Origin of the sequence: Pseudovibrio sp. Alg231-02, assembly GCF_900143565.1 — a bacterium.
Classification (GTDB): Bacteria; Pseudomonadota; Alphaproteobacteria; order Rhizobiales; family Stappiaceae; genus Pseudovibrio.
In genome coordinates this window covers 145082-163824 of sequence record NZ_FREX01000010.1, presented here as the reverse complement: position 1 = coordinate 163824, position 18743 = coordinate 145082, and the positions used below count along the sequence as shown (strand labels likewise).

Annotated in this window: 17 protein-coding genes; 10 read left to right on the top strand and 7 right to left on the bottom strand. The window is 51.9% G+C overall.

What is annotated here, in order from left to right:
- Positions 1-19 precede the first annotated feature (19 nt).
- From trkA to DHN43_RS22435, 5 genes are all read left to right on the top strand, one after another.
- Positions 20-1396 (top strand): Trk system potassium transporter TrkA, encoded by a 1377-nt coding sequence (trkA, locus tag DHN43_RS22455; RefSeq protein WP_057466224.1) that lies wholly within the window; start codon positions 20-22, stop codon positions 1394-1396.
- Between the two features lie 327 nt (positions 1397-1723).
- Positions 1724-2602 carry a D-amino-acid transaminase gene (locus DHN43_RS22450; protein WP_108820111.1) on the top strand — a complete coding sequence of 293 codons (879 nt, stop codon included), beginning with the start codon at positions 1724-1726 and terminating at the stop codon, positions 2600-2602.
- Positions 2603-2766: 164 nt separating this feature from the next.
- Positions 2767-3024 carry an RNA chaperone Hfq gene (gene hfq / locus DHN43_RS22445; protein WP_008546823.1) on the top strand — a complete coding sequence of 86 codons (258 nt, stop codon included), beginning with the start codon at positions 2767-2769 and terminating at the stop codon, positions 3022-3024.
- Complete coding sequence (hflX, locus tag DHN43_RS22440; RefSeq protein ID WP_063311267.1) at positions 3024-4499, top strand: GTPase HflX; 1476 nt, start codon at positions 3024-3026, stop codon at positions 4497-4499. The genes hfq and hflX overlap by 1 nt, the downstream gene beginning before the upstream one ends.
- Positions 4500-4694: 195 nt before the next feature.
- Positions 4695-5309 carry a YdcF family protein gene (locus DHN43_RS22435; protein WP_108820110.1) on the top strand — a complete coding sequence of 205 codons (615 nt, stop codon included), beginning with the start codon at positions 4695-4697 and terminating at the stop codon, positions 5307-5309.
- Between the two features lie 51 nt (positions 5310-5360).
- Here the strand turns inward: DHN43_RS22435 and mazG are convergent, their stop codons facing one another.
- Together mazG and DHN43_RS22425 are read right to left on the bottom strand one after the other, a co-directional pair.
- Entirely contained in the window at positions 5361-6194 is an 834-nt protein-coding gene (mazG, locus tag DHN43_RS22430; protein ID WP_108820109.1) for a nucleoside triphosphate pyrophosphohydrolase, read from the bottom strand.
- A gap of 235 nt (positions 6195-6429) precedes the next feature.
- Positions 6430-7791 (bottom strand): aspartate aminotransferase family protein, encoded by a 1362-nt coding sequence (locus DHN43_RS22425; protein WP_108820108.1) that lies wholly within the window; start codon positions 7789-7791, stop codon positions 6430-6432.
- Positions 7792-8102: 311 nt separating this feature from the next.
- Here DHN43_RS22425 and arfB point away from each other — a divergent pair, with 311 nt between their 5' ends.
- Together arfB and DHN43_RS22415 are read left to right on the top strand one after the other, a co-directional pair.
- Positions 8103-8537 (top strand): alternative ribosome rescue aminoacyl-tRNA hydrolase ArfB, encoded by a 435-nt coding sequence (gene arfB, locus DHN43_RS22420; RefSeq protein WP_057466233.1) that lies wholly within the window; start codon positions 8103-8105, stop codon positions 8535-8537.
- Between the two features lie 226 nt (positions 8538-8763).
- Positions 8764-9618, top strand: a complete 855-nt coding sequence (locus DHN43_RS22415) for a class I SAM-dependent DNA methyltransferase (RefSeq protein WP_108820107.1) — start codon at positions 8764-8766, stop codon at positions 9616-9618.
- 66 nt (positions 9619-9684) lie between these two features.
- On the opposite strand, the gene aroQ is transcribed toward DHN43_RS22415, so the two are convergent.
- Both aroQ and DHN43_RS22405 read right to left on the bottom strand, forming a co-directional pair.
- On the bottom strand, positions 9685-10128 hold the full coding sequence (gene aroQ / locus DHN43_RS22410) for a type II 3-dehydroquinate dehydratase (RefSeq protein ID WP_063304023.1): 444 nt from the start codon (positions 10126-10128) through the stop codon (positions 9685-9687).
- A gap of 38 nt (positions 10129-10166) precedes the next feature.
- Entirely contained in the window at positions 10167-10790 is a 624-nt protein-coding gene (locus tag DHN43_RS22405; RefSeq protein WP_108820106.1) for a TetR family transcriptional regulator C-terminal domain-containing protein, read from the bottom strand.
- A gap of 150 nt (positions 10791-10940) precedes the next feature.
- Here DHN43_RS22405 and DHN43_RS22400 point away from each other — a divergent pair, with 150 nt between their 5' ends.
- The 3 genes from DHN43_RS22400 (at position 10941) to DHN43_RS22390 (ending at position 14792) form a co-directional block, all read left to right on the top strand.
- Entirely contained in the window at positions 10941-12317 is a 1377-nt protein-coding gene (locus tag DHN43_RS22400) for an MATE family efflux transporter (protein ID WP_108820105.1), read from the top strand.
- A 298-nt stretch (positions 12318-12615) separates the two neighbouring features.
- Positions 12616-13956, top strand: a complete 1341-nt coding sequence (locus DHN43_RS22395; protein ID WP_108820104.1) for an aspartate aminotransferase family protein — start codon at positions 12616-12618, stop codon at positions 13954-13956.
- Positions 13956-14792, top strand: a complete 837-nt coding sequence (locus tag DHN43_RS22390; protein WP_108820103.1) for a 3-keto-5-aminohexanoate cleavage protein — start codon at positions 13956-13958, stop codon at positions 14790-14792. Before DHN43_RS22395 ends, DHN43_RS22390 begins: the two co-directional genes overlap by 1 nt.
- A 60-nt stretch (positions 14793-14852) precedes the next feature.
- On the opposite strand, the gene DHN43_RS22385 is transcribed toward DHN43_RS22390, so the two are convergent.
- The 3 genes from DHN43_RS22385 to pflB form a co-directional block, all read right to left on the bottom strand.
- Positions 14853-15185: a hypothetical protein gene (locus DHN43_RS22385; RefSeq protein ID WP_057466239.1), complete on the bottom strand. Its 333-nt coding sequence runs from the start codon at positions 15183-15185 to the stop codon at positions 14853-14855.
- A 127-nt stretch (positions 15186-15312) separates the two neighbouring features.
- Entirely contained in the window at positions 15313-16047 is a 735-nt protein-coding gene (pflA, locus tag DHN43_RS22380) for a pyruvate formate-lyase-activating protein (protein WP_108820102.1), read from the bottom strand.
- Between the two features lie 308 nt (positions 16048-16355).
- On the bottom strand, positions 16356-18647 hold the full coding sequence (gene pflB, locus DHN43_RS22375; RefSeq protein ID WP_208995568.1) for a formate C-acetyltransferase: 2292 nt from the start codon (positions 18645-18647) through the stop codon (positions 16356-16358).
- Positions 18648-18743 lie beyond the last annotated feature (96 nt).

Below are 18743 nucleotides of genomic sequence, written 5' to 3'. Positions count from 1 at the left end.
TGGAGCAAAGGACTGAATTATGAAGGTTGTAATTTGTGGCGCCGGACAGGTTGGGTACGGCATTGCCGAAAAACTTGCAGCGGAGCAGAACGACGTTTCTGTGATTGATACCAGCCCACAGCTGGTTCATGCCATTCGTGACACACTGGATGTGCGCGGCTTTATTGGCCATGGTGCGCATCCGGATGTGCTGGCGCAGGCTGGTGCTGATCAGGCTGACATGATTATTGCCGTGACCTTGTATGATGAGATCAACATGGTCGCATGTCAGGTGGCACACTCTTTGTTTAACGTGCCGATCAAGGTTTCGCGTGTGCGTGCGCAAAGCTATTTGCAATCCCATTACCGCAATCTGTTTTCGCGCGATAACATGCCAATTGACGTAATCATTTCTCCTGAAATCGAAGTGGGTGAGATGATCTTGCGGCGCTTGTCGCTGCCAGGTGCCATGGAAACTGTGCGCTTTGCGGATGATAACATGATCATTGTCGGGATCGACTGTGGCGGTGATTGTCCGGTGCTGGATACGCCACTGCGCCAGTTGACTGAGTTGTTTCCGGATCTGTCAGCAGTGGTTGTTGGTATCGCACGTGAAGGCAAGGTCTTTGTTCCGCACAGCTCTGATATGATGCGGGAAGGGGATTTGGTTTATGTGTGCTGTGAGCGCGGTCAGGTGCGTCGTACACTGAGCATCTTCGGTCATGAAGAGCCTGAGGCCAAGCGTGTTCTTATCGCTGGTGGTGGTAATATTGGTGCTTACGTTGCTCGCCGTCTTGAGGAAAAGCAAAGCAGAACCAAAGTAAAAATTATCGAGCATTCGCGTGATCGCGCTATTCGTATTGCGGATGAACTTCGCAGAACTGTGGTGTTGCATGGCAGTGCGCTGGATCAGGTGATGTTGCAGGAAGCAGATGTCGAAGATTCCGACATGATGGTGGCGCTGACCAATGAGGATGAGGTGAACATCCTGTCCTGCGTCATGGCTAAGAAAATGGGCTGTGAGCGGAACCTTTCCCTGCTGAACAACACCAGTTATCCAGCTTTTGCGCATGCTTTGGGCATTGATGCCTTTGTGAACCCGCGTCAGGTGACGATTTCCAAGATTTTGCAGCATGTGCGCCGTGGCCGTATTCGGGCAGTTCATGCGCTGCAAAACGGTGCTGCTGAGGTGATTGAGGCTGAGGCGCTGGATACTTCGCCGCTCGTTGGTCGTCCCCTACGTGAAGTTGAGCTTGCAGAAGGCATTCGCATCGGTGGAATCTTGCGTGATGGCAAGGTGGTGACACCGTGTGGTGACGAGCGTATTCAAGCCCATGACCGTGTTGTGATTTTTGCTATCGCAGACAAGGTGCGTCAGGTGGAGCAGATGTTCCGCGTGTCACTGGAATTCTTCTAGAGCCAGTTTTGCTACATGGTTCCGGCGCTCTCGTATGAAAGTGCTGGAACATCAATCCGGTAAGCCTGAAACGCGAGTGTTCGCGACTGGCCAGCAGAGGTGTCGTGGCCTTTGTTTTTTCTTCCCGTCTATAAACCTGTGATTTTAAGTATTTCTGGCTTAAACGCCCGGATAGCAGGCTGGTTTTAGCTTCCCAAAACGGAAGCTCAGGTTTTCTCAGTGATCCCACTCGGAAATATCTAGTTTTATCTGCTGTTAGCCACTTGATAGTATTCAGTAAATGCCCTTAGATGTAACCTGTTGAATGTTCCTGAACAGGAGAGGCTGATGAGCCGTGTTGCCTACGTAAATGGACAATATGTGCCACATTCTCATGCAGCCGTGCATGTGGAGGACCGGGGCTACCAGTTCTCTGATGGCGTTTATGAGGTGTGTGAGGTCTGGAGAGGTCAGATTGTGGACATGAGCGCCCATCTGGACCGGCTGGATCGGTCACTGAGTGAACTGCAGATTTCCGCCCCTATGTCACGTGGAGCCTTGACGCGGGTGATGAAGGAAGTGATTTCGCTCAACCGGGTGAAGAACGGCTTGATCTACATGCAGGTTACGCGCGGCGTGGCTCCGCGCGACCATTATTTCCCGCCAGCTGGGACTCCGCCGTCTATTGTGATGACTGCAAAATCGGTGCCGTCACACAAAATGGACCAAATTGCGGCCAAGGGTGTTGGTGTCATTACAGTAGAAGAGAATCGTTGGGACCGGGTCGATATCAAGACTGTTGGTCTTTTGCCTAATGTCCTTGCTAAACAAAAGGCTAAGGAGTCCGGTGCCCGCGAAGCATGGTTTGTGGATAAAAAAGGCCTGATAACTGAAGGCGGTTCAACCAATGCTTGGATAATTCTAAAGAACGGCACTTTGGTGACGCGACCTGCTACCCACGGAATCTTAAAAGGAATTACCAGAGCGGGCGTTCTAAAACTGGCGGAAATGAAAGGCTTTTCCGTAGAAGAACGCGGTTTCTCTCTGGAAGAGGCAAAAAGTGCGCAAGAGGCATTTTTAACAAGTGCATCGGGGCTTGTCATGCCCGTCGTGAAAGTAAATGGAACAATTTTGGGTGATGGTAAGCCCGGTCCAATCGTTCAAGACTTAAGAAAATCATTCCATGAAGCGTCAGAGTTGATTAAACTGACGGTTGCCGGGGGTTAAGTGCCTCCGGTGTTTGCTGAAGGGAACTTAGGAAAGACGGCGCACCTTATTAGTGTTGGGGCATCTCTCTTGTGTTTGTGAGTGTCACTTGGCCGTTTCGAGGATGGGAACAGTAAATGGTGGATGCCGCGGCCGTGTCCACTGAGAACAGGAAAAAAATAGTTATGGCTGACCGCGCTCAAAATCTTCAAGATACATTTTTAAATCATGTCAGGAAGCAGAAGACGCCACTGACAATCTTTTTGATCAATGGTGTAAAACTGCAGGGTGTAGTTACTTGGTTCGATAATTTCTGCGTATTATTGCGTCGTGACGGGCACTCCCAGCTCGTTTACAAGCACGCTATCTCAACAATCATGCCAAATAGCCCTATACAGCTGTTCGAACCAGCTGAAGAAGAAGGCGAAAAAGCAGGAGGCTGATGAAGCCCCAATCTAAAAAAGAGGCCGGTCTGAACCGCAAGCAACGCGATGCGAATGTTGAGGCCGGCGAAGACGAAGTGACCCGGGGAACCCGGTCACTCGTCATCGTACCGATTATTCAAAGTAGAGCTCTGGCGAGAGGGAAAGGTGCTCCTGAGCGCCCCTTTGGTGCCGAGCGCAGCCCACAAGCCAGACTGGAAGAAGCTGTTGGACTAGCAGCTGCAATCGAGTTGGAGATTGTCTCCTCAAGTCTGGTTCGATTGGCAAATGTAAAACCGGGAAGTCTGTTCGGCTCAGGCAAGGTGGAAGAGATCCGCTTGCGAATTGATGTCGAAGAGATTGAGCTGGTTGTTGTTGATCATCCGCTCACCCCAATCCAGCAGAGAAATCTGGAACGAGACTGGAACACCAAGGTTATTGACCGGACGGGTCTTATTCTGGAGATTTTTGGTGAACGTGCGCAGACCAAGGAAGGTCGCCTGCAGGTCGAGCTTGCTCACCTGAGTTGGCAGAAATCCCGTCTGGTGCGGTCCTGGACTCACCTTGAGCGTCAGCGCGGCGGTCTTGGTTTTGTTGGTGGCCCGGGTGAGACCCAGATTGAGGCCGACAGGCGTATCATTCAGGATCGTATCACGCTGCTGAAAGGTCATCTGGAGCAGGTTCAGCGCACCCGTAAGCTTCACCGCAAAGCACGTAAGAAAGTGCCGCATCCGGTCATCGCTTTTGTTGGCTACACCAATGCGGGCAAATCTACGCTGTTTAACCGCATGACCAATGCGGAGGTGTTTGCCAAGGATCTGCTGTTTGCGACGCTCGATCCTACGCTTCGCCGTTTGAAGCTGCCGCATGGCCGTGAGGTCATTCTGTCAGACACGGTTGGCTTCATTTCCGAGTTGCCGCACAATCTGGTGGCTGCTTTCAGGGCGACGCTGGAAGAGGTTATTCAGGCTGATATTGTGCTTCATGTGCGCGATATTGCTCATGAGGACACCAAAGCGCAGTCTCAGGATGTGAATGAAACGCTTGAGATGCTTGGTCTTAAAGTGTCTGAGAGTGATCGTGTCATTGAGGTCTATAACAAGATCGACATGCTGGACGAGGCACATCGCGCCAAGTTGCTTGAAAGTAACTCGGTTGATGAGGGACCGGTTGCGGTTTCTGCGCTGAGTGGTGATGGGATCGAAGATCTGATTGCCCGCATCGAAACGCGTTTGGCTGAGCAGCTGGATACCGTGACGATGATCCTGCCACACAGCGACGGGCAGGGACATGCATGGCTCTATCAGAACTGCGAGATCCTCTCGCGTGACGATACAGAGGACGGTATTCGTTTATCTGTTCGCGTTCCTGATGCACATCGATCTCGCGTCCGGGAACGTTTCGCGAAATACTTCGTGACCGGGCTGGAGCTGGCTGAAGAGCCGACTTCAGAAGATGGTGATGAAGATGACGACGGTGGTTACTCACCGATCTGATCGCCCTTGAGAGACGAATGAAAACAAGAAAGCCCTGCTCATGCGAGTGGGGCTTTTTTGTTGGTGGGCTGGGATATGCCGTAGGCATCCGCTTTATGCGCAGTCTTCCAGCTTTCCTGCTTGTGAGGGAATTGAGGGAGTGTTGTCTGCTGTAGCGTTGCTGGTTGTTGTTTTGGTCGTTAGTCTGGTTATGTCATGACCTGCCCAGCCAATTCACATCTGAAGCTTACACCTCAACTGATCGCTGAGATTAGTCGCTATTTGCTTGTCAGAACCGAGATCCGAAAGGCTGATCTTTGTCTTCTGTTTGGATCCCACAGAAGTGCTGAGGCGCGGGTTCAGGTCACAGTGCAATTGTGGCGTGATGGGCTTGTTGGGCGAGTTCTGATTACTGGTGGTGAGTACACAGCGTCAGGGCAACTTGAGGCGCATGAGATGTGTGAGGCGCTTGTTGCTGGCGGTGTGCCAAGGCACTACATAATTTTGGAGACCAGCGCGACGAATACGGGTGAGAATGTAGCGTTCTCACTTGAGCGTTTGAAGGAGCTTGGGCTTTTTGAGGCCATTGGCTCTGTGATTGCCGTTGGTAGTGTGAGCGCGTCCCGTCGCTATTTGATGACGTTGGAGCGGCATTGGCCAGAGGTAATCAAGATGATTGCACCTGCAAACAAGTATCCGGTGGATGTGGCGGATTGGTTTGCTCACCCGGAGTTTGCAGCTGAGGTTTTGGAGGAGTGGGGCAAGGTGCAGCCATATCTTGAGGCTGGTTACCTGCGGGAACTGAATCCAGATACGTGCCCGTTGCTCTAATGCGCACATTGCTGATCAGGCGAGGTGTTGTCCGCTCGCCTGACAGTGCTTTTAGCTTGCTGGATCAAACTTCTTAGCTGCTTGCCAGTGAGCTTCCATCTCGTCGAGGGAGAGGTCTTTAAGCGGGCGTTGTTCGGCTGTTGCTGCGTCTTCTATGTGGGCGAAGCGGCGGCGGAACTTAGCATTGGTGCGTTTGAGGGCGGCTTCTGGCTGGACTTCCAGATGACGGGCGAGGTTGGCGATGGCGAACAGGACGTCGCCGAGTTCGTCTTCGATTTTTCTGCGGTCTGGCGTGTTGGCTGTGACTTCAACGGTGAGTTCTTCCACTTCCTCTTTGATCTTGTCGAGGACGGGCTCTGCAGCACCCCAGTCAAACCCAACTTTGGAGGCGCGGTGCTGGAGTTTTTCCGCTTCTGTCAGGGCTGGGAATGCGGATGGCACTTCATCCAGAAAGCGTGGCATCTGATCAATGAGGCCCATTGCAGCGCGTTGTTGTTTGCGCTCCTGCTTTTCCTCTTCCTTGATGCGATCCCATGTGCCTTTCGGGAAGCCCGCTGCTTTTTGCTTGTCATCTCCAAACACATGCGGGTGGCGGCGGATCATCTTTTTGGTGATGGTTTCTACCACGTCGCCAAAGGCGAAGGCGTCTTCTTCTTCGGCCATGCGGGAGTGGTAGATGACCTGAAGGAGCAGGTCTCCCAGTTCTTCTTTCAGATCACTCAGGTCTTCACGCTCGATTGCATCGGCAACTTCATAGGCCTCTTCGATGGTGTAGGGCGAAATGGTTTTGAAGTTCTGCTCCAGATCCCAAGGGCAGCCTGTCTCAGGTGTTCTGAGGGCTTTCATGATTTCGATGAGGCGGGAAATGTCGCGGGAAGGTAGCATGGGAGTCCTGATGCATGAGAGCTTTTGTAATTCGGACGGCACATTATCAGCCTCGTGGTTTCATGGCGAGAGGCTTTGTTGTGCATGCTGGGATATGTGGTGAATTGCTGCTCAGGAACTGGTTAAAGTTAATAAGGATTAACTTTAGAATGTACGTGTAAGTTGCTTATAACGTTACGGTATGTAAAAAGAGGCGCCGTGGCGCCTCTTTGAAATTCCATGCTGAAACAGGAACTTAATCCAGGTTCTTAAGGACGTCGCGTAGTGTGCCAACCAGTACGTCGATCTCGCTTTCTGAGATGACGAGTGGTGGAGACATTGCGATTGTGTCGCCTGTGGTGCGGATGAGAATGTTCTTCTCATAAGCTTTCAGGAAGGCGGTGAATGCACGCTTGGTTGGCTCGCCTGCAATCGGCTCCAGCTCGATCGCACCAATCAGGCCGATGTTGCGAATGTCGATTACATTTGGACAATCGCGCAAGGAGTGAAGGGCGTCCTGCCAGTACTGTGCCATCTTGGCGCCGCGTGTGAGCAGCTCCTCTTCAGCGTAGACATCCAGCGTTGCCAGAGCAGCTGCACAGGCAAGTGGATGAGCTGAATAGGTGTAGCCGTGGAACAGCTCGATCAGATGCTCAGGGCCGGTCATGAATGCGTCATAGACCTTGGAGCTGGCAAACACTGCCCCCATTGGCACAACGCCGCTGGTGAGGCCTTTGGCTGTGGTGACGAGGTCCGGGATGACGTCAAAGTAATCGACACCGAACGGAGTGCCCAGGCGACCAAAGCCAGTGATGACTTCGTCGAAGATCAACAGGATGCCATGCTCGTCACAGATGTCGCGCAGGCGCTTCAGATAGCCCTCTGGTGGAAGGATCACACCAGCGGAGCCCGCGACCGGTTCTACAATCACTGCTGCGATGGTGGATGGGTCGTGGAGCTGGATGAGGCGCATGAGATCTTCAGCGTACTCAATGCCGTTTTTCGGCACGCCCTTGCTGAACTCATTGCCTGCAATGCCATGGGTGTGACGTATATGGTCAACACCAGCGAGCATCGCACCAAACTGTTTGCGATTGGCAACCATGCCGCCAACAGAAATGCCGCCGAAATTGACGCCGTGATAGCCGCGTTCACGCCCAATCAGGCGGGTCCGTGAGCCTTCTCCCTTAGCCTTGTGGTAGGCCAGTGCCATTTTGAGGGCGGTTTCAACGCTCTCTGAGCCGGAGTTGGTGTAGAACACGTGGTTCAACGGGTCTGGCATGAGAGCTGCTAGACGGGCCGCGAGCTCGAACGACTTGGGATGTGCCATCTGGAAGGCTGGTGCGTAATCCAGCTCGGCGACCTGCTTCTGCACAGCTTCGACGATCTTCTGGCGTCCGTGGCCAGCATTGCAGCACCACAAGCCTGCTGTACCGTCCAGAATCTGACGGCCATCGGCGGCGGTGTAATGCATGTCCTTGGCCTTCACGAGAAGGCGTGGATCTTTCTTGAACTGCCGGTTTGCCGTGAATGGCATCCAGTAGGCATCAAGGTTGTTTGTAGTCAGGCCGGTGATCTCTTGGATCTCGTCCCGCGCCAATATGTTAGTCTCTGTCATTTCCCCTCCAGTAACGCTTGAGACGAATATTGCTTGTTCGGCTGAGCGCCTTAATTATTTTACCCTCTGGCAGGATATGGATTCGAGACTAGGTAGAAGAACTGACTAAATCAAGCGATATCAAACATATACGTGCATTATACGTTCGCCTATACCTGCGGTGGAGCGTGGCTTTGTTGCGTAAAACTTTGCAAATCTGAGGGGCTGGTATTATAGCGTGCACTGTTGCTTTACTGGTTGTTTTTTGACCAAAGAGTAAAATTTCTTATTTCAATCAATGCTATGCATGCGTGGTGTAACGGGCGGGCCAGATGAGCGAGCGCAAAAAAATAAAGGTGAATGAGCGCTACTCAATTGAGGAACGCGACATCAAAGAAGACTTCATCAGGGCGTCCGGACCGGGCGGTCAAAACGTGAATAAAGTGTCTTCCGCCGTGCAATTGCGATTCAATCTGGATGGAAATGCGACTCTCCCGGATGACTTAAAGACTCGTTTGCGCAAGATCGCGGGCTCACGTCTGACGCTGAAGGGTGAGGTCGTTTTGACGGCTGATCGCTTCCGCACGCAGGAGCGCAACAGAGAAGATGCGTTGGAGCGGTTGCTGGAGCTTATTCGCAAAGCAGCTTATGTGCCCAAGACGCGCAAAGCCACACGGCCAACGCTGGCCTCCAAGCGCCGGCGAATGGAAGGGAAGAAGCAGCGCGGCAACATCAAGAAGCTGCGTAGTTCCAAGAATTACGACTGATTTGAAGGCTTGGCTCCTCCGGTAAGGCTAATCGCCCATATGCTTATGAGTGCGAGGGGGAGCCTGTCGTGCTCCACAGGACGAACAAAAAACAACAGCGTATCCAAACTGTCTGACAAAAATACAAAGAGATATTTATCAAGCAACGTAAGTCTTCATCATGTTTTTTTTGATCTAGTCCTTTTATGAAAAACACCTTGTTTGCTTTAGGCAGAGGCATGTCACGATGATGAATATCAATTTCAATTCAGATGATGAAGACAACCCTATACATGCTGCGCTCAAAAAGTTCTTGATCGACTGCCAAGTGCAGGATCTTAAAGAGGCAGGCAAGACTGAAGAAGCTGAGCAGCTTGCTTTAAAAAATGTAGAGCAGGATTTAAGTGCTATCGAGCAAGAGCAGTTAGCATCTGGATCGAACGATGAGAATTACACACCTGACACAGTGCCTGAGCAGTGTGTGAGCAAGACTTTTGACAATTATGCAGACAACTTTGATCAGCACCTGACGAAACAGCTCAACTATGCGGTACCTCAGATTATTCAGGAGATGGTCCGCAAGTTCACAGAGGGCAGGTTTAAACGCCTTTTGGATTTGGGGTGTGGCACTGGTTTGTGCACTGAGGTAATCGGCGATCTTGCACTGCATAAGACGGGAGTAGACCTTTCTGAAGGGATGCTTGAGAAGGCCGATCAGAAAAATCTTTATGACGATCTTTATTTGAATGATCTGACTGAATTCCTGCAGAACGACTGGGGTGAACGCTGGGACTTAATCATCTCTGGCGATACATTTATTTATCTTGGTGCACTGGAGGAGGCTGTCGCTGGCCTTGCGAAGAACATTGAGCTTAATGGCAAGGTCATTTTCACAACGGAAACAGCGGCAGACGAGGCTTTTTCAGAAAAACCATATGTGATGAGCAATCGTGGAAGGTTTGCTCATTCTGCTGATTATCTACGCAAGGTGCTGGCGGATAACGACTTTGCACTTATTGAGCTGGATGAAATCACGCCGCGTTTTGAGGATGGAAAACCCGTTCAAGGGCTTGTTGTTGTTGCACAGTATAACGGCAAGTGAACCCAGAGAACGCTTGAGTTTTCTGAGTTCGCCCGATGAGACAAAGTGGCTGCGCCTATCGGTTGCTTAGTCTTCTTCTTCCAAAATTCGAAGTGCGGCGTCCATGGCAAGTGTGTAGCCGTGCGCACCGAGACCGCAGATCATGCCTTTTGCGACCTTGGAGATGTAGGAGGTGTGGCGGAACTCTTCCCGCTGGTGGATGTTTGAGAGGTGGAGTTCGATCACCGGGCGTTCCACACTGGCGATTGCATCCATGATTGCAATTGAGGTGTGAGTGTAAGCGCCTGCATTGAGCACGATTGCGGTCCGCGTCTGACGGGTCTCGTGGATCCAGTCGATCAGCTCGCCTTCATGGTTGGATTGCTTACATTCTATGTCTAGGCCGAGCTGTTTTGCGTGGGCGCGGCACTGATCTTCAATCTCTGCAAGCGTGGTGGAGCCATAAACTTCTGGCTGGCGCATTCCAAGCAGGTTCAGGTTCGGTCCGTTGAGGATGAGGATCTTCTTCATGAAAGCTCTCTGAAGTTGTGCGATGATCAAGTCTCACCTTAATGGCTTGAAAGCAGCTGAGACGCAAGGTCTTTGCTGTTGAGGCCGAGTGTTGACTTCAGTTCTTCCTTAAGGATCTGGACGGCCATGTCTGGTGTCAGATCTGTGTCGGGCAGGTTGGACACGTCGTAGAGATTAAAGGCCAGTGACATGAGTTTCCATGCAACAAGTTCGGCGGGTAAGGTGAGGGTGTACTCGCCGGTGCGAACCCCTTCCTTAAGGTTGTTGTAGATCCATTCCTGGATTTTGTTGGTTTCTTCAGCGTAGACACGGGCAAACTCCGGGTCTCTGTTGGCTTCATCTGCTGCACTGATCCATATGCTGGTCTCTGCTTTTTCTTGCGGGGTTGCATTGAAGCTGATGAGGCGGAGCAGGGCTTGTGTCGGTGGAAGATCTTTGGAGACGAAGATGCAGTTGTCGCCGTTCTTTTGAGAGAGGTAGCGCAGGGCTTCGCACTTTAAGTCTGTGAGTGATTTAAAGTGGTGATGAATAATGCCGGTTGCGGCGCCAAGCTGTTTGGCTACGGCGCGGGTGGTGATGCCAGCAAACCCATTTTCCTTCACAACGTCCAGCGTTGCCAGAATGATTGCTTTGCGGCGTTCTTCCTTCGCCAGATAGGCCATATAGCGTTCCAGATTAGCTCTTTAAATTGGTCAATCTTGACATAGCATGAAATTGAGCATATGTCCAAGTTGATCGATCGTTCAAATTCAATTTCTTATCAATTTTGATTGGAAAAGCGGGAGAGCACTCTCGTAGGCAAAGGTGAAAACATGTCAGTGGCAATGGCAAACGAGCAGATGACCAAAGGACATCCGGCGAAAGAATTTTTCCGGTTTGCGGTTCCTGCTGTGCTTGGCATGATTTCCATTGCTTCTGCCAGTATTGTTGATGGCATCTTTGTCGGAAACTTTGTTGGTGCGACGGCATTGGCTGCGCTCAGCCTGATTACGCCTATGTTTGCGCTTTACTTTGGCGTGGTGGTGATGCTGACCGTTGGCGCTGCCGTGATGGCAGGCAAGTTCATCGGTGAGAAACGGGAAAGAGATGCCTCCAACATCTTTATGAAGGCACTGATCAGCGTCCTGGCTTTTTCCGTGGTGTTTGCGGCATTGCTGCTTATTTTTACACCAACAGCTGCACGGATGCTTGGTGCAAACGCGGAAACTGCTGAGATGGTGGAGACGTATATCTTCACCGTTGCGTGGTTCTTTCCCGGTTTGAGCCTTGCGGTTGCGCTGTCGCATTTCGTCCGCGTTGACGGTCGCCCCAACTTTTCCCTTGCCGGTATGGTGATGATCACTGCGGTCAACATTGTGCTGGATGCCTGGATGATAGGGTATCTGGGATGGGGCGTTTGGGGTGCTGCGCTGGCAACGGGACTGGCCAGTCAGGCTGGCATGCTGTTTCTGCTTTTGCATTTCGCCAATAAAAGCGCCAAGTTGCGATTTCTACGGCCCTTTGGATCCTGGCGAGTGATGTACACGGCTGCCTATAATGGCCTGTCTGAGTTCATCAATGAGAGCTCCGGCGGTATTGTCGTGTTCCTGTTCAACTGGATCCTGATTACCGAAATTGGTGCGCAAGGCGTGGCTGCTTTCACCATTGTGAATTATCTGTTCTTCAGCGGTATCATGGTGTTTTATGGCGTGGGTGAGGGGCTTGGGCCCCTGGTGAGTGTCAATTTTGGTGCACGAAAACCGCGGCGGATTTATCAGTTTTTGTCGCTTGGGGTCGGGACCAATTTTGTTGTTGGCTTGTTACTGGCGTGCCTGTTGATTTTCCAACCCATGTTGCTGGCAAGTGCCTTTGTTGGAGATGCAGATCACTCGACAGTAGAGCTGACGATTGAGATCATTGGTGTGATCTGGCCTGTCTTCCTGTTCAACGGGGTCAATATCGCGTTTTCCGGCTATTTTACAGGTATGCATTGTGCGACCCAGTCGGCACTGATTGCTGTGTCCCGGTCACTGGTAATGCCGCTGCTGCTGATCGTTGTCCTGTGGTTTGTGATTGGCCCGATGAGCGTGTTTTATGCTCTGCCTGTGGCTGAAGCGCTGACGCTGGTCATGACGCTTTTGATGTTTTCGCAGAAAAAGCCGCACTGGATACTTCGCCAGACACGGCGTACGGCTTCGGGCGTGCTCTAGGTCGTTCAGATTTTACTGAGTGAGTCTTTCGGCGACTAAGTGACTTTCACGTAAGCTGCACGGGGTTTTGCGTAGTTGGGTGTGGCTCCGTCTAATTTTATTGCTGGAATTTGTAGTAAAATATCTCACCTGTCTTTTGTGCGGGTGTCTCCAATCACAATCTGGAGATATTTCATAGTTTTTTATGGACAAGTACTTTGACGTAGGCAATGTGGTGCCTGTGCAAAATGTCACGCGTAGTTTTGCGTGTCTATGGACGGTCAATCGAACAACAGAGCTACAGCCCGGAGGCTGTAAAATGAGCCACATCTTTCCTAGAAATACCCGTGTAACACTACCAACAGCTGCTAAAGGCGACGGGTGCTACCTTATTGATTCCACTGGTAAGAGATACCTTGACGCCTGTGGGGGCGCCGCGGTTTCCTGCCTTGGTCACTCTAATGAACAAGTGATCGACGCGATTAAGGACCAGCTGGATAAGTTTTCGTTCGCTCACACTGGCTTTTTTGGCAGTGAGCCGGCGGAAGAGCTTGCCGATAAACTGGTGGCCCAAGCTCCTGAAGGCATTGACCGTGTCTATCTGGTTTCAGGTGGATCGGAGGCAATGGAGTCTGCTGTTAAACTTGTACGGCAGTACTTTGTTGAAAAGGGAGAACACCAACGCTCGCATATGATTGCGCGTTGGCAGAGCTATCACGGAAATACGCTGGGAGCGCTTTCTGCTGGTGGCAACAAGTGGCGCCGTGAAATGTTCGGTCCACTGCTGATCGAAATGTCTCATATCGATCCTTGTTACGCCTATCGCTACAAGGAAGAGAGTGAAACGCTCGAAGAATACGGGCAGCGTTCCGCCAACCTTCTTGAAGAAGAGATTTTGCGTGTTGGACCGGAGAAGGTTGCTGCTTTCTTCGCTGAGCCTGTTGTTGGTGCAACCATGGGCGCGGTGCCGGCTGTTAAGGGCTACCTGAAACGTATTCGCGAGATCTGTGACAAGTACGGCATCCTGCTTGTGTTGGATGAAGTGATGTGTGGCATGGGCCGCACCGGTCATATCTTCGCGTGTAACGAAGATGAGGTTCGCCCGGATATCGTTGCCGTTGCTAAGGGTATTGGTGCTGGTTATCAGCCACTTGGCGCGATGCTGTGCTCTAAAGAGATCTACGATACTATCGCGACGGGCTCTGGGTTCTTCCAGCATGGTCATACCTACATGGGGCATTCTCTGGCTGCTGCTGCTGGTGTTGCTGTGATGGACCAGTTGACGGCGCCAGGCCGTATGGAGCATGTGCGCACCATGGGTGAGAAACTGTCTGCTGCTCTGCATGATGAGTTTGGTCAGCACCCATATGTGGCTGACATTCGTGGCCGTGGCCTGTTCCGTGCGCTTGAGCTGGTGAAGGACCGGGATACGAAAGAGCCGCTTGATCCGTCCTTAAAGCTTCATGCGAAAGTGAAGCAGAATGCCATGAAGGCGGGTCTGATGTGTTACCCGATGGGTGGTACGGTTGATGGTAAAACGGGGGATCACATTCTTCTTGCTCCTCCATTCATCATTGATGACAGTCATATCACTGAGATCGTCGAGAAGCTAAGCCTTGCAATGAAAGAGAGTTTCACGCAGGCCGGAGTTTCTATCTGATGACAAAGCGGCTCATCATGAGTGCGCCGAATGGTGCGCGTCGTGGCAAAGCGGATCATCCGCAGCTGCCGGTGACGATTGAAGACGTCGTTGCCTGCGCGGTGAGCGTGGAAGCGGAGGGCGCTGATGCCCTCCATGCCCATGTGCGCGGTGCAGAGGGACAGCATGTTCTGGATGCTGGCCTATACAAAGAGCTTATCCTTGAGGTGACGGCCAAGTGCCCTGAGCTGGTTGTTCAGATCACTACTGAAGCGGTTGGCCGGTACAGTGCACAGGAACAGTATGATGTTGTTGCCGCTGTAGAGCCTGAGGCTGTTTCTGTTGCCATGCGTGAAATGGCGCCAGAGGGCGGTGATGTGGATCTGGCGCGCCGGTTCTACCATGAAGCGAAGGAAGCGGGCCGTGCGGTTCAGCATATCCTGTATGCGCCGGAAGATGTTGCTCGTCTCGATCTGCTGATGGGTGAGGGCGTTGTTCCGGCCGGGTATGGCAGCCAGCTTTATGTGCTTGGCCGTTATGCTAAGGATCAGGAGAGCGATCCGCGTGACTTGCTTGGTTTCCTTAGCGCCCGCGATGCTGCGGCTCATATTGCGCAGGACAATCCGTTTATGCTTTGCGCCTTTGGGCGGGCTGAAACGGCGTGTGGTGCTTTGGCGTTTGGTCATGGTGGACATGCGCGGATTGGCTTTGAAAACAGCTTGTGGCACGGTACTGGCAAGCTTGCCAGGGACAATGCGGAGCGTATTCAGGTGGTCTCTCATATCCGCAGTGAAATGGGATATGAAGGCGCTGTTTCCAAGGATGATGTGCTGAAAGTGCTTGGAGAACCGCAGTAAAGTGGGATTTCGAGACTGAGAATTCAAAAGGCTGCTATCACACCGATAGCAGCCTTTTTGTTATTTGCAGTCTTTGCTGTGTTCTTCGATCAGGTCTTCGCGGTGGTCTGGGTCGGCTTCCAGAATGGCGGAGATCTTGCCGGAGCCGTAGCCCAGGGCGTAGATGGCTTCCTGTTTCTTCATGCCTTTGGCATAGGCCATGGCCGTGATGACGCCTCTGGCGATGTCCTGCTTGCTGCTTTGGTTCGTCAAGCCGTAGAGGTAGTAGCAGATGATATGTTTTTCATTTTTCCTGGCGAATTTTTCCGCCCTGCTTTGATTAAAGCCTGCATCTGCAACTGATGCGCTTGCGGTGAGCATAGCCAGCCCACCGAGGATAACTCGTTTTTTCATGAAAAAGCCCCGTGTTTTCGAGGGCTAGTCTGGGAAGGTATTGTGGCGACTTTTTCCTGAAAATCAGGAGAACCTATGTAATCGACAGGTATCTTTGGGGCGCCTGTGGCCTAAGCATGGCAGATGTTCAGTGTACGTCCAATCCGTACTTGCGGAAGGTTTCTTTGGCAGCTTCCGTTTCTTCGGCTGATGGCTCGCGGGTGTCTTTGAGCTGGTAGGCTTTGCCCATGGATTGCCATTTGTGTTCGCCCATTTTGTGGAAGGGCAGAACGTCAACGCGCTTCACGTTGCCAAGCTCGGAGACGAACTGTGCGACGCCTTCGACGTTATCAGGGGCATCTGTGAGGCCTGGTACCAGCACAAAGCGGATCCAGACGTCTTTTTCCATTTTTTCCAGACGCTTTGCAAACTCAAGGGTTGGGCCAACTTCAACGCCGGTGACCTTCTTGTAGGTTTCTGGCACCCAGGATTTGATGTCGAGCAGGTAGAGGTCTGCCATGTCGATGGTTTCATCATCGAGGTTGGCGTGCAGATAGCCGGATGTGTCCACGGTGGTGTGAACGCCCATCTGGTTACAGCCCCAAAGAAGCGTTTTGAGGAACTCTTTTTGTGCCATAGGTTCACCGCCACTCACGGTCAGGCCGCCGCCACCGGTTTCAAAATAAGTGCGGTAGGTGGAGATGTCCTTCAAAAGCTCATAGGCGGAGGATTGTTTGCCAGCTTTCAGCTTCAGAGTGTCCGGGTTGTGGCAGTACAGGCAGCGTAGCGGACAGCCAGAGGTGAACACAATGTAGCGCAGGCCCGGACCGTCTACCGTTCCGCCTGTTTCTACTGAGTGAACATAACCCATGGTGTCTTGCATGGCTGGCGTCCTTTATCATTGTTTGCGAGCGGCCTGTTTTTGATAGGGAGTGAGGATTTTTCCTCGGGCCGCTTCTGCTTTTTATAATGCTTTAAAAGTAAGGCCTTTGACCTTGTTTTTAAAGATGAAATTGTGCAACGCAGCCATCCATTTTCGGTGCATGTGCGCTCCTGTCGCACTTATTTTGAGCAATTGGAGCACGTTTCAGCGGATTTGTCGCAGCAAAGAAGGCGCGGGACTGAGTCCCGCGCCTTGTCTTGGAGATTGAGAGGTGAGCGTTATAAGCGCTGACCATTGGCCCAGTGCTGTTAGCGCTGACCGTGGAATGTACGGTTGATCACATCCATCTGCTGTTCACGGGTCAGCTTGATGAAGTTCACGGCGTAACCGGAGACACGAACGGTGAGCTGTGGGTACAGTTCAGGATGTTCCATTGCATCTTCCAAGGTCTTGCGATCGAACACGTTCACGTTGATGTGGTGACCCATGTCATGCATGTAACCGTCGAGCAGGTGGGACAGGTTGTCGATCCGTTCAGCTTCGTCCTTGCCCAGTGCGCCCGGGATGATGGAGAAGGTGTAAGAGATACCGTCCTGGCTGTCTTCGTAAGGAAGTTTGCAGAGAGACTTCATGGAAGCCACTGCGCCCTTCTGGTCACGGCCATGCATTGGGTTTGCACCCGGTGCAAATGGTTCGCCTGCTTTACGTCCATCCGGAGTAGAGCCAGTCTTCTTACCGTACACCACGTTGGATGTGATGGTCAGAACAGACTGTGTCGGTGTCGCATTGCGGTACATTGGCTGATTGCGGATTTTGCTCATGAATTTCTTCATGATGTCTTCTGCAATCACATCAACGCTGTCATCGTTGTTACCGAAGCAAGGGAAATCACCCTCAATTTCGTAATCAACTGCGAGACCTTCGTCGTTACGGATGATGTTGACCTTCGCGTTTTTGATTGCGGAGATACTGTCAGCAACAACGGACAGGCCAGCAATACCACAGGCCATGGTGCGCAGGATGTCGCGGTCATGCAGCGCCATTTCAACGCGCTCATAGTTGTACTTGTCGTGGCTGAAGTGGATGCAGTTCAGCGCCTGAACGTAGACTTTTGCAATCCAGTCGAGCATCTGGTCGTAAAGTGGTTCCAGCTCATCCCATTCCAGCACGTCGCCGGTGATTGGGTGCGCTTTTGGACCAACCTGTTTGCCAGTTTTCTCGTCGATGCCACCGTTGATTGCGTAAAGCATTGCTTTTGCAAGGTTGGCACGTGCGCCGAAGAACTGCATCTGCTTACCAATGCGCATTGCAGATACACAGCAAGCGATACCGTAGTCATCACCCCAGTAACGACGCATCAGGTCATCATTTTCGTACTGAACAGAAGAGGTCTCAATGGAGATCTTTGAGCAGTAGTCTTTGAAGCCCTTAGGCATATGCTCGGACCACAGAACGGTCAGGTTTGGTTCTGGTGCAGGGCCGAGGTTCACAAGGGTCTGCAGAACACGGAAGGAGCTTTTGGTGACCAATGTGCGGCCATCGACGCCCATGCCACCGATGGATTCAGTTACCCATACCGGATCGCCAGAGAACAGCGCGTTGTAATCTGGAGTACGCATGAAGCGAACCATACGGAGCTTCATAACGAAGTGATCCATCAGTTCCTGTGCTTCATCTTCCGTGATGATGCCTTTGTCCAGATCGCGCTGGATGTATACGTCAAGGAAGGTGGTTGTGCGGCCCAGAGACATGGCTGCACCGTTCTGCTCTTTGATCGCAGCAAGGTAGCCGAGGTAAAGCCACTGAATAGCTTCTTGAGCGTTTTCTGCAGGGCGGCTGATGTCGCAGCCGTGTGCAGCGCCCATTTCCTTCAGTTCAGCGAGGGAGCGGTACTGCTCTGAGATTTCTTCACGAAGGCGCAGTGTTTCTTCATTCAGGACGTTGCCGTCCAGGGAAGCATGCTGTGCTTTCTTGTCTTCCATCAGCTTGTCGATGCCGTACAGCGCAACGCGGCGGTAATCGCCGATGATGCGGCCACGGCCATAAGCATCTGGAAGGCCGGTTACGATACCAGCGGAACGAGCGCGGCGAATTTCCGGAGTGTAGAGATCGAACACACCGTCATTGTGTGTTTTGCGGTGTTTAGAGAAGACCTCAGCGGTTTTTTCTGAGAGTTTGTAACCATTGCTCTCCAGAGCGGCTGCTGCCATTTTCAGGCCGCCGTAAGGCATCAAAGCGCGCTTCAATGGGGCATCGGTCTGCAAACCAACGATCTTTTCGAGATCTTTGTTGATGTAGCCTGGTGCGTGAGAAACGATAGAAGAAACAACTTCAGTGTCAGCGTCGAGAACGCCTTTCTTGTTTTCTTCTTTCATCAACTCAAGAACGTTGTCCCAGAGTTTGGTTGTTGCAACGGTTGGGCCAGCAAGGAAGTCGTCAGCACCTTCATAAGGGGTGTAGTTGAGCTGAATGAAATTGCGCACGTCAATTTCTTTGTTCCAGTCACCCTTTTTGAAACCTGCGTAAGCCTTGGGTCCGTCGTCTTTCAGAAAAGGAAGAGTGTCGGCGGTAGCTTTATCGATGTTCTGGTGAACGCCCATTTTTAGGTCCTTCATCATTTGAGCAATTTAGCGTGGTGCTACAAGTAAATTCCAAAGGCTTGCAGAGAGTTACGCTTCCTTGCGTCCAGTGCTTGT

Coding starts and splice junctions, on each gene's coding strand:
- trkA (WP_057466224.1), top strand. CDS start 20: ATGAAGGTTGTAATTTGTGGCGCCGGACAGGTTGGGTACGGCATTGCC.
- DHN43_RS22450 (WP_108820111.1), top strand. CDS start 1,724: ATGAGCCGTGTTGCCTACGTAAATGGACAATATGTGCCACATTCTCAT.
- hfq (WP_008546823.1), top strand. CDS start 2,767: ATGGCTGACCGCGCTCAAAATCTTCAAGATACATTTTTAAATCATGTC.
- hflX (WP_063311267.1), top strand. CDS start 3,024: ATGAAGCCCCAATCTAAAAAAGAGGCCGGTCTGAACCGCAAGCAACGC.
- DHN43_RS22435 (WP_108820110.1), top strand. CDS start 4,695: ATGACCTGCCCAGCCAATTCACATCTGAAGCTTACACCTCAACTGATC.
- mazG (WP_108820109.1), bottom strand. CDS start 6,194: ATGCTACCTTCCCGCGACATTTCCCGCCTCATCGAAATCATGAAAGCC.
- DHN43_RS22425 (WP_108820108.1), bottom strand. CDS start 7,791: ATGACAGAGACTAACATATTGGCGCGGGACGAGATCCAAGAGATCACC.
- arfB (WP_057466233.1), top strand. CDS start 8,103: ATGAGCGAGCGCAAAAAAATAAAGGTGAATGAGCGCTACTCAATTGAG.
- DHN43_RS22415 (WP_108820107.1), top strand. CDS start 8,764: ATGATGAATATCAATTTCAATTCAGATGATGAAGACAACCCTATACAT.
- aroQ (WP_063304023.1), bottom strand. CDS start 10,128: ATGAAGAAGATCCTCATCCTCAACGGACCGAACCTGAACCTGCTTGGA.
- DHN43_RS22405 (WP_108820106.1), bottom strand. CDS start 10,790: ATGGCCTATCTGGCGAAGGAAGAACGCCGCAAAGCAATCATTCTGGCA.
- DHN43_RS22400 (WP_108820105.1), top strand. CDS start 10,941: ATGTCAGTGGCAATGGCAAACGAGCAGATGACCAAAGGACATCCGGCG.
- DHN43_RS22395 (WP_108820104.1), top strand. CDS start 12,616: ATGAGCCACATCTTTCCTAGAAATACCCGTGTAACACTACCAACAGCT.
- DHN43_RS22390 (WP_108820103.1), top strand. CDS start 13,956: ATGACAAAGCGGCTCATCATGAGTGCGCCGAATGGTGCGCGTCGTGGC.
- DHN43_RS22385 (WP_057466239.1), bottom strand. CDS start 15,185: ATGAAAAAACGAGTTATCCTCGGTGGGCTGGCTATGCTCACCGCAAGC.
- pflA (WP_108820102.1), bottom strand. CDS start 16,047: ATGCAAGACACCATGGGTTATGTTCACTCAGTAGAAACAGGCGGAACG.
- pflB (WP_208995568.1), bottom strand. CDS start 18,647: ATGGGCGTTCACCAGAACATCGATAAAGCTACCGCCGACACTCTTCCT.